Genomic DNA, 13,443 nt, shown 5'->3' with positions numbered 1-13,443 from the left:
CTATGGTGAAGTCAGCTAGCCCATGGCAGCGCAGCAAGCAAAGGCAATAAATGGCCAAGCGCCAAGAACATAGCACGATTAAGGCTATCCGTGGCTGCTATCTTTTTTCCGAAGTGCATCCGGAGAGCTTGGAACCACTCGCACGCGCCAGCTCAATCCAAAAATATTCGTCTGACCAGGTGATCTTCGAGGTTGAGGACGAGGCGGACGGTTTACGCGTCGTCCTTTCTGGAGAAGTGCGGATATGGACTGCAGACAGTCATGGCAGACAGTTTACACTTGCGTTCTTGGGACCAGGCGACCCCTTCGGCGAAATTGCACTGCTAGACGGTTTGACGCGGACCGCAAATGCCACTTCTGTAGGGATGACTGAGTGTCTCTTCCTTCCTTCCAGCGCTGTAGATAAGGCATTGGCCAGCGATCCAGCTCTTGCACGGCAACTACTATATGCGCTTTGCGAGACATTGCGTCACAATCTTGCGACGATTAACAGTTTTGCCTTTACCGCGCTGGATGCGCGGCTCGCACGGAAACTACATGAACTCGCTCTAGACCATGCCGAAGTTGCAGGTAACATAGCGCACTTTTCAAGACAATTCTCCCAAACTGATTTAGCACAGTTGCTCGGTGTGAGCAGGGAGGCGGTGAATAAGCAGTTTAGGGTTCTGAAGCATGACGGACTAGTCGTCCAAGAAGGCGGACGCCTTATCATAAAGGACCTCAAGAGGCTTGCCGCACGTGCAGAAGCAGCTGAGATTTTGTCAGGTTGATTGGCACTTGAGAACCGTCATTGTGATCCAGTTCACAGCCAGAGGTTTTGGTTTCTGGCAACCTCCTTGCAGTACCGGTTCAGAGTAGAAATTTCGGATTTCGCTTGGAGGAGACTAAACAATGACTACCTTGATTTATCGCGGACATCCTCACATTCCGGCTCCCGCTTCAGAGGCCCGAAAACCATTAGGACTAATTTATAGGGGCCTTCATCATAATGGAGTGCAAAACGCGTCAACGCATTACACGTCTCCGGCTCAGATGTGTTACAGAGGTGTTTTCTACACAATGACGCGCAAAGGCCGAATAGTACCTGAAGGCAAATTCGATGCTAGTGGTCCAGTTCCCGTAACCCTGTTTGGCTAGTGAGCCTGCGACGACCATAATCAGCTCTCAGCGGCAGGAGAAGGATTAAAGTGTACTGCGGTTACTGCCTAGAAGTTCCGGTAGTAGAGTTTCTAACCGCCTAGCCAAGTTGATGAACTCCAAATCAGTCTAAGCCGCCGTCCACCATGAAGCAGGTGAGCGGCGGCTTCCGTCTGGGACGGAATTTCTCTACCGCTCTCTGTGCCACCTCGCAGCGATCGTCGGTCAATGGGTCCTGAGTCCGCTAGGATGTGGCGATGACCGCTCTGTCCGCACAGCGGTCGTTGGCTCTACTTCGTCGGACGTCTGTGCCAATCGAAAGCGGTCATTAGAGGTGGTCGACCGCGGTCTCAGACGGGAACAATCCATCTTTTGGTGGCAAAGGCGGTAGAGTGCGCAGGTCTGCAGGGTGCCGATGCCTGGTGTGGGAGGGCTGGATGGAGACTCAACCATGTCCAGTATCCAACTTCCAATAATCAGGCCATCTCGGCCGCCGTGGAACAAGGGCCGACTGATTGGTCAGAAACGCCCTTTAATGCCAAGACAGGTCTGGGCAATTCGTGCGCGGCTCGAACTCGCCGGGAACCAGCGCAACCTCGTGTTGTTCAACCTCGCGATCGACAGCAAACTTCGCGGGTGCGATCTTGTTCGACTAAGAGTGGCCGATCTCGTCGTAGCTGGAGCCGTTAGAGACCGCGTGTCGGTCATCCAGCGAAAGACGGGCCGACCAGTTCAATTCGAGGTGTCCGAGAATACACGGCGATCGGTGCTTGAGTGGATCACAGCGCCAGCCATGCGCGGTTGCGCGTTCCTTTTTCCGAGCAGATTCCACGACTCGTCCCACATTTCGACACGGCAATACGCGCGTCTCGTCCGCAACTGGGTGTCGGTCATTGGACTAGAACCCTGCGGGTACGGGACGCATTCTCTCAGGCGAACAAAGGCAGCGCTGATTTATCAAAAGACCGGCAATCTTCGAGCAGTCCAACTTCTGCTCGGACACACGAAGGTAGACAGCACGGTCAGATACCTTGGAGTCGAACTCGACGATGCATTGAGTATCGCCGAGAAGATCGACATTTAAGAATTTGGCGGACGGCAGAAGCCGTTCGTCATCTCAAACCGGATGCCCGAACGTCCAGACGCAAGCGGCCGCTGCTTAGGACAGCGGACCTTCGTCAATTTGCGGTCAATGGCCGCTCCGCAGATGGGATGGATGGCTCCTGCTCCATCGGCGTCGCGATGCGCCATAGTGCAGTTGTTAGAACTGCGAGAGAGGAGCCACCCCATGCAAGTTACCACCATCGGCCTCGATCTGGCCAAGAATGTCTTCCAGGTTCACGGCGCCACCGAGGAGGGCGAGGTCGTCTTCAACCGCTCGCTTCGGCGCGCCCAGGTGCACCGTTTCTTCGAGAGCATCCCACGATGCCTTGTTGGCATCGAGGCGTGCGGCACAAGCCATTACTGGGCGCGGGAGATTGCGAAGTTCGGACACGAGGTCCGTCTGATCCCGCCGGCCTATGTGAAGCCCTATGTGAAGCGCGGAAAGTCGGACGCGATCGATGCTGCGGCGATCTGCGAGGCAGTGACGCGCCCGTCCATGCGCTTCGTGGCGATCAAGACGCCGGAGCAACAAGCGACGCTGGCCCTACACCGCGTGCGGGACCTGATCGTCCGACAGCGAACGCAGATCGTGAACATGCTCCGAGGCGTTCTGGCCGAGTTTGGGATTGTTGTCCGGCAAGGCGCGGGTCACGCCATCGCCTTCGCCAGGCACTGCCTTGAAGGCGTTGAGCAGAGCCTGCCCGACCTCGCGAGAGATGTTGTAACCAATCTCTGTCACCAGCTCGTGGCCCTGCACCGCCGAGTGCTCTGGTATGGCCGTCAGCTGAACCGGGCTGCATCACGCGACGCACGCGTCGCCAGATTGAGGACGGTCCCCGGCGTTGGACCGATTACCGCCTCCGCCATCGTCGCCTCGATTGGGGACGGCCTTCAGTTCTCCAACGGGCGCAGCTTCGCGGCCTGGCTCGGCCTCACACCGCTGAACCGATCAAGCGGCGGTAAGGAGCGATTGGGGCGCATCTCGAAGATGGGGGACCGATACATCCGGCGCCTGCTGGTGCTCGGCATGACGTCACGGATCAAGCAGATCCAGCAACGACCTGAGCAGTTCGATCCCTGGTTTGCCGACATCCTCGAGCGCAAGCCTCCGAAGCTGGCGGCCGTCGCAATGGCCAACAAGACAGCTCGGATCATCTGGGCGGTGCTCACGAGAGAACAGGACTACAGGATAAGGGCAATCTAACGGTCGAAAGGATCAACCAGACAGCAAGACGCAGGATGTGATGGCAAAGGTCAGCCCAACGATCGAGACACCCCGTGCTTTGTCCCGGACCTCCCGTGTCCGCTCTGCAGAATGGGACTCGATCTGCGGAACCCATCAGGGCCAGCGGTCTCACGCACCGCGCGAACAGGCCGGACACAAGACCGCTTCTGACCAGACACCCCTCACAAAAACGTCTTGCCAAGCAGGAGCCATCCACACAGGACGAAGCGGTCATCAAGTCGCCCATGCTCTTGCTCGTGAAGAAGCGATTCGCACGAGAAAGCTACAGAAAAGAGTGGTGAACTAGACCAAGGAATTGGAGTGCAATGTCGGAGAACTCTTTGAGGAGACTATCTTTGGGGAACCAGTCTCCTTCGAATATTGCAATCGATGAGAATGCGGACGGCTCAAAGCCGGCCAAGTATACTGAGACGGACGGAAAGCGAAGATAAGTGCTTGGAAAATGATTCGAGAACCACCAAGAGAGCAAATCCAAAGGATGAAGCAGAAGTGAAGACTAGTTTCGGGATTTAGGAGAGCATAAAAAAAGGGCGGCAACGTTTGTTGCCGCCCAAGTCTCAAAGTAAGGTCACACGAGGGACGTGCTGGCCTTAGTTGAACGAGTAAACAAGAGAGAGACCGAACGTGTTGTCGGTACTTTTGAAGCCCGGTGTCGGGTCGGTGTGATACTCGGTAAGAATACTCGACCGAAGCGCAAGGCTGTCGGTCATCGAAACGCTAACAGCAAGATCGTTGTAGACGACCGTGTCGGAACTCGACGTGATGATGTCCGTGTCGTTGGTCAGAAACACGGTGTCGGTCAGCTTCTGTGCGTAATCGGACGAAACGCCGAAAGCACCTTCACTGATGTCGCCCGAGGTGATGTCACTGAGTTCGGCAAACCGATAACCGGGACCGGCCTGCACCGACCACTGACGGTCGGCCTCGTTGAAGACGCGGTAACCGGCGCCGAAGCTGACGAAGGTGTCGCTGTCGAAGGCTGAGAACTTGTCGACCGAACCCTGAACTTTTGCGAAGCCAAAGACCTTTGGATTGAAGTCGCGGGTGTATTCCAAGCCGTAGAACAGGCTTTCGTCGTTCTTCACGCCGTCGTCTTCGCCGTAGGTGTAGCTAAGTTGCAACTCGATACCGTTCGGCCCCCAGACGTAGCCAAGGTCGGAGCCGATACCCACATCGACGCTGTCGGTATTGCCCGAGCTAGCGATGCCGCGCAGAGCGACAGAACCCGCGAAGCCCTGCGGGCGGCCTTCGTTGCCGAACCGGTCCAGATCGCGCTCAGCATCATCTTCGATGGCTTCCAGCAGGTCTTCGTTGCGGTCCGCGGCAACATTGGTGCCGGTGAAAACTGTTTGTGCCGATGCAACGGTCGCAAGCGACGTGGCAATAGCGGCGGCGCCGAGAAAGGCGCGCAGAGGTATGTTCATGTTGGGATCCTTAAGTAAGATGTGCAGAGAACCTCCGCACCCGGCTCATTTAGTGATTTTGAGACCGATAGTTAGATCTTTGGCATGGAATTGAACACGACCCGGACAAAACTGTGCAGTTGCAGCACAACTTATTCACCGATCAAAACAATAAATCAATGTTATCAATGCAAGTGACCTGGCAGACTTGAGACGATAAATATATTTTTATCGACTACTTGAATCTGAGCTCTTTTACCAGTGGATCATCAGAGCGTTTGTATTCGGGTCTCCATTGCTCCGGCCAAAGAATATGCCTGCGCGACCATGGTGCAAGATTTCTCTCTGCAGCCTAGGGAGCCTGAGCGACACAAGTTTACGGACAAAGCTGAGGCCTCAGCGGAGACCGTGACCGTTCAAACGTCCACTGCCACGCAGAGGTACTTCATCTCAAGGAACTCGTCCATTCCGTGCCTACTACCCTCTCGCCCCAACCCGGACTGCTTGACGCCACCAAAAGGGGCAACTTCAGTAGATATAAGACCGGTATTGATGCCGACCATGCCGTATTCAAGCGCCTCGGCGACCTTTGTGACACGGCTAATGTCATTAGCGTAGAAATAGGCGGCCAATCCAAAGATCGTGTCATTCGCATATCCGATGACCTCGTCAACAGTCTCGAACATGAAGAGCGGTGCCAATGGACCGAACGTCTCTTCCTTCGCGAATGCCATGTCCTGCGTGGCGCCTGTGATGATCGTCGGCTCGAAGAAGGTTCCGCCCAAGGCATGCGGCTTTCCGCCCGTCATGACGTTGCCGCCTTTCGCGACCGCGTCGGCAATGTGCTCGGACACCTTTCCGACGGCGTCCTCGTTGATAAGCGGACCAAGCTGTGACCCTTCCATCAAACCGTCTCCAACGGTCATTTTCTCGACCGCGGCAGCGAGCTTGGCGGCGAAGGCGTCGTAAACGCCGGCTTGCACGTAGATGCGGTTGGCGCAGACGCAGGTTTGCCCGTTATTGCGGTACTTCGAGATCATCGCCCCTTCGACCGCCGCATCCAGATTTGCGTCGTCGAACACGATGAAGGGGGCGTTGCCGCCCAGCTCCATCGAACACTTCATGACCTGATCGGCGGCCTGTTTCAGCAGAATGCGCCCAACCTCGGTCGAGCCTGTGAAGGTCAGCTTCCGCACCGCCGGGTTCTCGCAGAATTCCTTTCCGATCTCGGATGATCGCGACGACGGAATGACCGAGAATACGCCTTTGGGAATGCCCGCGCGTTCGGCCAAAACCGCAAGCGCCAGGGCAGACAGAGGGGTTTCCGCGGCAGGTCTGGCGACAAAAGCGCAGCCTGCGGCAAGAGCAGGGCCAACCTTTCGCGTGATCATGGCGTTGGGGAAATTCCACGGCGTGATCGACGCGGCAACGCCGATCGGTTGCTTGATGACCGTGATGCGCTTGTCACGCTGGTGGCCCGGAATGGTCTCTCCGTAAACGCGCTTGGCTTCTTCGGCGAACCATTCGATGAAGGACGCGCCGTAAAGGATTTCACCCCTTGCCTCGGCGTGGGGCTTACCCTGTTCCGCGGTCAAGATCGTGGCCAGATCGTCCGCATTCGCGACCATGAGGTCAAACCACTCACGCAGCACCGCGGCACGCTCTTTTCCGGTGTGGGCCGCCCATTTCTTCTGCGCCGCATCCGCACAGGCGATCGCCCAATTCGCATCTCCGCGCGAAAGGTCGGCCACGCGGGCGATGACATCCCCCCGCGCGGGGTTGGTGACCTCGAACGTGCTTCCGTCGCCGGCATCCATCCACTCTCCGCCAACGTAGGCTTTCGTGGAAAACAGCGAGGGGTCTTTCAAAAGATCGCTGAGGTTGGTCACTTGGTCGAGCATGTCTACTGCCCTTTCTTTTTTCGTGTTTGTGTTTGTGTTTACAGAAGCAGCGGCATCATCATCGTGGCCAAACTGAGCACGAGGAAGAACCCTGCCATGTCGGTGATTGTGGTCAGAAGCGGCCCGCTGGCGGCCGCCGGATCCTGGTTCAGGCGTTTCAGCAGTAGGGGGACGACGCCGCCGATGGACACGGCGATGACCGTGTTGATTGCCAGCGCGAGGCCGATCACCACACCTAGATACGGGTTTCCCTTCCAGACGAAACAGACGATGCCGATCAGCACACCAAGGGCAAGCCCGTTGATGACGCCGACCGAGACTTCCTTCAGCCAAACCCGGAACGCATCCTTGGGCTGAACGATTCCCAGTGAAAGCTCGCGCATCGTGACACCGACCGCCTGGTTGCCGGAACAGCCTGACATGTCCGAGACCATCGGCAGGAAAACTGCGATGGCGATGACCGCCGCCAGGGTTTCTTCATAGGCCGAGATGACGCTGGCAGCGATGATGTTCAGTACGATATTGGCCGAAAGCCAGGCTAGTCGGCGGCGCGATCTCAACCACAAGGGCATTGCGCGCACTTCATCGCCGACGACGCCCTGCCGTTTCAGGCTTTCGGTTTCGGAACGCTCAAGGGCGGCGGCGTCGACGGCGCTGCGCGAGACGACGCCGGCGAGCCGTCCGTCCTTCTCGACGACCGGCAAGCCGAGGAAGTTGTTGCCGTCAAAAATGTCCTGCAGTTCATCAAGCGATGTGTCGACGTCGACCGTCAACGGCGTCGACATGATGGCCGTGAGCTTGTCGCTCCGCTTGGATGTCAGCAATCCTCGTAGCGAAACGACACCTACGGGGCGATTGTCATCGTCAAGCACGTAGGGATGCTGACCGCGATACCGTTCGAAGTCGTCGTCCTCGCTGGCCATGCTGCGCAAGACGGCGCCCACGGTAGCCGTCGACTGGAAGGAAAACGCCTCGGCGATCATGAGGCCACCGGCAGTATCGTCCGAGTAGGTTGCAAGGCGTCTTACATCGGCCGCATCTTCCGGATCCAGCTTGGCCAGAATGTCTTCGGCCTCTTCCGTTTCCAGATCGCCAATCAGGTCGGCCTGAAGGTCTGAGTCGAGTTCACCAAGAACCTCGGCCGCCCGGGCCGCCTCCATGCGTTCGACCAGCTCAATCGCCGCCTCGTGCGGGGCTTCTTCCAGAAGATCGGCCGCAACGTCGGTGTGAACCAGGCTGAGCAGGACGTCGCGGTCGCCCACAGACAGGGCAAGCAGCTGGCGCATCTTCCCGCTGAGGGGAAGGGGCGCGAGAAGCGCCTCTATTGACTCCGCGTCGCGGGCATCGACCGCTTCCTTGAGCTGTTCTCTTATGGTTCGGGACTGCGCTTCGTCGGCGACGTCCGTGTCGTCTCGGTCCTGTGTTTTCTGGTCGTTCGACATCGTCACCTACCCTTTTCCGCATCGGGGCAATTCTCGCCCCGCGCGTCATCCAGCGGCCCGGCCTCAAGGCCTGCCCGGTTGTCCCTGTCAATCGGCACCCTGAAGTGGTTCGGTCCGAAACCCCGTCTGGGGCAAAGCCCGACCGTCGCCATCGAACCGTACAAAGCAGGCTTTCCAAAGCGATGGGTGATGGCTTCGAGCGTTTCTTCAGCCGATCGAGATGCGTCGAGAACCTGACCGACAGCCTTGCGGCGAGGTGCGTCGTTGCCCGTCATGTCCGCCAGAGGCGCGCGCGCCGAGCCAATTCGGGCATCGGAAAGGCCGCGGCGCCTGCCAAGCTCGATGGGCTGCGACCGATCCCACTCTGCGCCGAGACGGCGGCCGGTCCGAAGACTGACGGGTTCAAGACCAGCCTGCGCAGGCGCAGAGTGTCGCGCCATGATTGGATAGACATTCAGTCCATCCGCACGGCCGGATGGCATGACGGTCAGGGCGGGAGGCCATTCCCGGTCGCACAAGGTCTCCGCCTTGGCGGCACCCGACGTTAGAACCGGGTCAGACGACATCAAAAGGCTCGAAACTGTTCGCCCGGGCGCGGCTCCAGCGCTTGAGGTAACCGAATTTGTCTTCTTCCTCGCGAAGAAGGAAACCGTCCGGCAAATAGGGATAGACGTCCTCGCCCGTCACCATGTCGCGGTCGCTTTCGCGCATCAGAAGGTGGTGAGGTCTGAAGTCGCCCGGATGCGTCAGACCGGCGGCACCCGTCATTTCCGCCAGGGCTTTCAACGTGTTCTGGTGGAACCGGTAGACGCGTTCTGACTTGCTCGAGACGTCGAGGACGCGTTGTCGCAATTTGTCCTGCGTGGCAACACCGACCGGACAGTGGTTCGTGTGGCATGCCTGCGCCTGTATGCATCCGATCGAGAACATGAACCCGCGCGCCGAGTTTGCCCAGTCGGCGCCAAGCGCAAGCGCCTTTGCGATGTCGAACGAGGTCACGAGTTTTGCCGAAGCGCCCAATTTGAGCCGATCTCTCAACCCGGCGCCGCGCAGCGTGTTGTGCGCAAAGACAAGGCCTTCGACCAAAGGCATGCCCATGTGGTTGGCGAACTCGAGAGGCGCGGCGCCGGTTCCGCCTTCCTTTCCGTCTATGACGATGAAGTCGGGAACGATGTCGGTCTCCAGCATCGCTGTGACCATGCACATGAATTCCCGCCGGTGACCGATGCATAGTTTGAAGCCGACCGGTTTCCCGTCGGCGTTGTCGCGCAGGAGCTTGATGAATTCCATCATCTCGAGGGGGGTCGAAAATTCGGGATGCGATGCTGGGGACATGCAATCCTGCCCCATCGGTACGCCGCGCGCCTCGGCGATTTCCGGCGAAATCTTCGAGGCAGGCAGCACCCCTCCATGACCGGGCTTAGCTCCCTGGCTGAGCTTCAGCTCGATCAACTTCACCTGCTGATCCGCGGCCTGCTCGCGGAACTTCTCGACGTCGAAGCGCCCCTCCGGCATGCGGCAGCCGAAATAGCCTGATCCGATCTCGTAGATGATGTCACCACCGCCTTCGCGATGATAGCGGCTGATCCCGCCTTCGCCGGTGTCATGGGCGAAGCCGCCCTTTCTGGCCCCTTTGTTCAACGCAAGGATAGCATTGACCGAGAGAGCACCGAACGACATGGCAGAAATGTTGTAGATCGACGCATCGTAGGGTTTTTCGCAATCGGGGCCGCCGATGCGTATGCGGAAATCGTGGTCCTCGATATGCTTCGGGGACGCGGAATGGGTGATCCATTCGTAGCCGGAATCATAGACCCGCTGACGTGTGCCGAAGGGTCGTTCGTCTTCCACGCCCTTTGCCCGTTGATAGACGATGGACCTTTTGTCACGAGAGAAGGGTTCTTCGTCCTGGTCGCTTTCGATCAGATACTGCCTTATCTCGGGCCGGATTCCTTCGAACATGAACCGCATGTGCCCTATGACAGGATAGTTCCGCAGGATAGCGTGGCCCGATTGTGTAACGTCGTAGACGCCCAGGGCGGAAAGACCTCCAAAAACCAGGACACCGATCAGGAACCAAGGTGACCAGATCAGGCCGATGACGCACAGAAACGCCAGAACCACCGATCCAACGAATGCAAAGAACCGCACGATTAGCCCCCCATCACTTTCAGATTACGGTATTGATCGCGCGCTCCAGCTTGTCCGTCAGTTCGTCGATCTGGTCGTCTTCGATAATGAACGGCGGAGCGAGAAGGATGTGATCTCCTCGGCGGCCATCGATGGTGCCCGACATCGGATAGCAGATCAGTCCCTCGGCGAAGGCGGCCTTCTTGATCTTTGCGGCCACGCCCAGCGAGGGATCGAACGGATCCTTGGTGTTCCGATCCCTGACAAGCTCGATCCCGCGAAACAGCCCGCGGCCCCGGATGTCGCCGACATTCTGGTGCTGGCCGAACCTGTGTTCGAGCGCCTGCATGAGCGTGCGGCCCTGCTGGTTGACCCGTGAAATCAGACCCCGGTCGATGATGGCATTGACCACGGCCAAACCGGCGGCGGCGGCTGTTGGATGGCCGATATAGGTGTGCCCGTGCTGGAAGAACCCAGAGCCGTTTGCAATCGCATCGTAGATGTCAGAAGTGCAGAGCATCGCGCCGATGGGCTGGTATCCCGCGCCAAGGCCCTTGGCGATACAGGCAATATCCGGCGCGATCCCGTCCTGCTCACAGGCAAACAGGCTGCCGGTGCGGCCCATACCGCACATCACCTCGTCAAGGATCAGCAGAACGCCATACTTGTCGCAGATCTCGCGGATGCGTTTGAAGTATCCCGGAGCAGGCGGCAAAGCTCCCGCGGTTGCGCCAACGACCGGTTCGGCCATGAAGGCCATAACTGTCTCCGGCCCAAGACGCAGGATTTCGTCCTCCAGGGCCTGAGCCGCGCGTAGGCCATACGCCTCGGGACTCTCATCGTCGCGCCGGTACCGGTATTCATAGCACGGGTCGATATGGCTGACCTCGAGAAGCAAGGGGCCGAACTGCTGACGGCGCCATTCATTGCCTCCCGCGCTCAGTGCGCCGATGGTATTCCCGTGATAACTTTGCTTGCGAGCGATGAGACGGCTGCGTTGCGGTTCGCCCTTTTCCACCCAGTACTGGCGCGCAAGTTTTATCGCTGCTTCGGTCGCCTCCGACCCGCCCGACACAAGATATACGCGATCCAGGTCGCCCGGAGCGTGCTCAATCAGAAGGTCGGCAAGTGCTTCCGCGGGTTCGGACGACAAGAAGCCGGTATGGGCGAAAGCGAGCTTGTCCAACTGCGCCTTGATTGCTTCGGTAACAGCGCTATCGCCATGGCCTAGGCAGCTGACCGCAGCTCCGCCCGACCCGTCAAGATACCGCTTTCCCGTGCTGTCGATCAGGTAACAGCCTTCGCCGCCAACGGCAGTCGGCGGCACAGAGTGACAATGGCGCGCAAAGATATGTGACATGGGGGCAACCTCCATCCGGCAGTGAATTCTTCTTGGGTGATCTCCCAGACAAGAGTGCCCGAAGTGCACCTGGACGCAACCCTCCCGGGGTGCGCGTGGCCGGGGCGCCACATTTGGCACCCCGGCTACCGTATCATTCGGCCGCGATCCGGACTTCCGCGGCGACCGCATCGGCGAGGGCCGCTTCAAAGATGGCGAGACCTTCCTCGATGATGGCATCCGCGGCGGTCAGCGGAACCATGATGCGCACGGCATTGCCGTGCATTCCGCACGCCAGAAGGATCAGACCGCGCTTGAGGGCATGTGCGATGACCGACTTAGTAAAGGCGGCGTCCGGCTTGGCGGTCTCGAAATCGGTGACGAATTCAACGGCCAGCATGGCACCCAGACCCCGTATGTCCCACATTCGATAGGGCGCCGTGCGTGAGCCGAACTCGGCAAAGCGCGCGCGGAAGGTCTCGCCAAGCGCTGCCGACCGGGCCAGCAGGCCTTCGCTTTCGATCGCTTCGATTGCTGCCAAAGCGGCAGCACATGCCACAGGGTTGCCGCCGTAGGTGCCGCCAAGGCCGCCCGGTGCGAGGGCGTCCATGACATCTGCACGACCGATGACCCCGGCGATCGGGTAGCCACCCGCCATCGACTTCGCCACGGTGATCAGGTCCGGCACTACGCCGGAATGCTCGATGGCAAACCAGGCGCCGGTGCGGCCAAAGCCTGCCTGGATCTCGTCCGAGATCAGAAGGATGCCGTGCTTGTCGCAGATCGCGCGCAGCGCCTGCCACATCTCGGCGGGTACAGGGTGGTAACCGCCTTCGCCAAGCACCGGCTCAAGGATGATCGCGGCGACGCGCGACGGGTCGGCATCTGTGAGGAACAATGTCTCGAGCGCGTTCAGCGCATCCTGCACGGTGATGCCGTTACGCGCATCTGGGAAGGGCGCGCGGAAGATGTCAGCCGGGAATGGGCCCACGTCCTTCTTGTAGGGCGTGACCTTGCCGGTTAGGCCCAGCGTCATCAGGGTGCGGCCATGATAGCCGCCGGTGAAGGCAATGATGCCGGGGCGGCCGGTGTGGGCTCGGGCTATCTTGACGGCATTTTCCACCGCCTCTGCACCAGTCGTGACCAAAAGCGTCTTCTTGGCGAAATCGCCGGGAGCCAGCGCGATCAACTTTTCAGCCAGCGCGACATAGGGCTCGTAGGGCACAACCTGGAACGAGGTGTGGGTGTAAAGGTCTTCCTGGGCCTTGGCGGCGGCGATAACGGACGGGTGGCGGTGGCCGGTGTTCAGAACCGCGATGCCGCCCGCGAAATCAATGAAACGGTTGCCTTCGACATCCCAAAGCTCGGCGTTCTCTGCCTTCGCCGCAAAGATGGGCGCTGCCGAAGCAACACCGCGCGGGACAGCCGCCTCACGACGCGCGAGTAGCGCCGCGTTCGAACCGGTCGGCGGTACGTCCCTTGCCGCGGTTGGCGCTGCGGTCGCCTGGGCTTCCTTTTTTGATTTCTTTTCTGTGGTCGTCGTCGACGCAGCGGCCTTTGCGCGCTTCTGTCCGGCGGGTGCTTTCCTGGTCATCTGGATCTCCAAGGACGAGGGTGGAATGATGAAAATTCTCATACACCGATTAGAATACTTGTCAAGATGGGGCTTTGACGCTAAGAATGCTATCATCGGTCCCGTCAACGGGCGTGCTTTTCAGTTGGAAATGCGTTGACTGAGGCG

The 13,443-nt window shown here is 59.0% G+C and carries 10 protein-coding genes; 3 read left to right on the top strand and 7 right to left on the bottom strand.

Annotated elements, in window-relative coordinates:
* The first annotated feature begins 50 nt into the window (after positions 1-50).
* The 3 genes from ACKLNI_RS05235 (at position 51) to ACKLNI_RS05225 (ending at position 3,445) form a co-directional block, all read left to right on the top strand.
* The gene (locus ACKLNI_RS05235; RefSeq protein ID WP_413717992.1) at positions 51-770 is read left to right on the top strand and encodes a Crp/Fnr family transcriptional regulator; all 720 of its coding nucleotides are present in this window, start codon (positions 51-53) and stop codon (positions 768-770) included.
* Positions 771-1,588: 818 nt separating this feature from the next.
* Complete coding sequence (locus ACKLNI_RS05230; protein ID WP_413717991.1) at positions 1,589-2,221, top strand: tyrosine-type recombinase/integrase; 633 nt, start codon at positions 1,589-1,591, stop codon at positions 2,219-2,221.
* 204 nt (positions 2,222-2,425) lie between these two features.
* Positions 2,426-3,445 (top strand): IS110 family RNA-guided transposase, encoded by a 1,020-nt coding sequence (locus ACKLNI_RS05225; RefSeq protein ID WP_413717990.1) that lies wholly within the window; start codon positions 2,426-2,428, stop codon positions 3,443-3,445.
* A gap of 632 nt (positions 3,446-4,077) precedes the next feature.
* Here ACKLNI_RS05225 and ACKLNI_RS05220 read toward each other — a convergent pair.
* The 7 genes from ACKLNI_RS05220 to gabT form a co-directional block, all read right to left on the bottom strand.
* Positions 4,078-4,911: a DUF481 domain-containing protein gene (locus ACKLNI_RS05220; protein ID WP_413717989.1), complete on the bottom strand. Its 834-nt coding sequence runs from the start codon at positions 4,909-4,911 to the stop codon at positions 4,078-4,080.
* Between the two features lie 395 nt (positions 4,912-5,306).
* On the bottom strand, positions 5,307-6,791 hold the full coding sequence (locus tag ACKLNI_RS05215) for an NAD-dependent succinate-semialdehyde dehydrogenase (protein ID WP_413717988.1): 1,485 nt from the start codon (positions 6,789-6,791) through the stop codon (positions 5,307-5,309).
* A gap of 38 nt (positions 6,792-6,829) precedes the next feature.
* Entirely contained in the window at positions 6,830-8,233 is a 1,404-nt protein-coding gene (gene mgtE, locus ACKLNI_RS05210; RefSeq protein ID WP_413718066.1) for a magnesium transporter, read from the bottom strand.
* A 2-nt stretch (positions 8,234-8,235) separates the two neighbouring features.
* Entirely contained in the window at positions 8,236-8,799 is a 564-nt protein-coding gene (locus tag ACKLNI_RS05205; RefSeq protein ID WP_413717987.1) for a hypothetical protein, read from the bottom strand.
* A complete protein-coding gene (locus ACKLNI_RS05200; RefSeq protein ID WP_413717986.1) occupies positions 8,789-10,384 on the bottom strand; it encodes an FMN-binding glutamate synthase family protein in 1,596 nt (531 codons plus the stop codon). The genes ACKLNI_RS05205 and ACKLNI_RS05200 overlap by 11 nt, the downstream gene beginning before the upstream one ends.
* Positions 10,385-10,403: 19 nt before the next feature.
* Complete coding sequence (locus ACKLNI_RS05195; RefSeq protein ID WP_413717985.1) at positions 10,404-11,723, bottom strand: aspartate aminotransferase family protein; 1,320 nt, start codon at positions 11,721-11,723, stop codon at positions 10,404-10,406.
* Between the two features lie 133 nt (positions 11,724-11,856).
* A complete protein-coding gene (gene gabT, locus ACKLNI_RS05190) occupies positions 11,857-13,296 on the bottom strand; it encodes a 4-aminobutyrate--2-oxoglutarate transaminase (protein WP_413717984.1) in 1,440 nt (479 codons plus the stop codon).
* Positions 13,297-13,443: the final 147 nt, after the last annotated feature.

It is taken from the genome of Silicimonas lutimaris (genome assembly GCF_047314965.1).
GTDB lineage: Bacteria > Pseudomonadota > Alphaproteobacteria > Rhodobacterales > Rhodobacteraceae > JAVJUV01.
This window is presented reverse-complemented; position numbering and strand designations above follow the sequence as displayed.

What these genes read in the sequence shown, in the direction of transcription:
- ACKLNI_RS05220 (WP_413717989.1), bottom strand. Translation starts at nt 4,911, where the DNA reads ATGAACATACCTCTGCGCGCCTTTCTCGGCGCCGCCGCTATTGCCACG.
- ACKLNI_RS05235 (WP_413717992.1), top strand. Translation starts at nt 51, where the DNA reads ATGGCCAAGCGCCAAGAACATAGCACGATTAAGGCTATCCGTGGCTGC.
- mgtE (WP_413718066.1), bottom strand. Translation starts at nt 8,233, where the DNA reads ATGTCGAACGACCAGAAAACACAGGACCGAGACGACACGGACGTCGCC.
- gabT (WP_413717984.1), bottom strand. Translation starts at nt 13,296, where the DNA reads ATGACCAGGAAAGCACCCGCCGGACAGAAGCGCGCAAAGGCCGCTGCG.
- ACKLNI_RS05195 (WP_413717985.1), bottom strand. Translation starts at nt 11,723, where the DNA reads ATGTCACATATCTTTGCGCGCCATTGTCACTCTGTGCCGCCGACTGCC.
- ACKLNI_RS05225 (WP_413717990.1), top strand. Translation starts at nt 2,426, where the DNA reads ATGCAAGTTACCACCATCGGCCTCGATCTGGCCAAGAATGTCTTCCAG.
- ACKLNI_RS05230 (WP_413717991.1), top strand. Translation starts at nt 1,589, where the DNA reads ATGTCCAGTATCCAACTTCCAATAATCAGGCCATCTCGGCCGCCGTGG.
- ACKLNI_RS05205 (WP_413717987.1), bottom strand. Translation starts at nt 8,799, where the DNA reads ATGTCGTCTGACCCGGTTCTAACGTCGGGTGCCGCCAAGGCGGAGACC.
- ACKLNI_RS05215 (WP_413717988.1), bottom strand. Translation starts at nt 6,791, where the DNA reads ATGCTCGACCAAGTGACCAACCTCAGCGATCTTTTGAAAGACCCCTCG.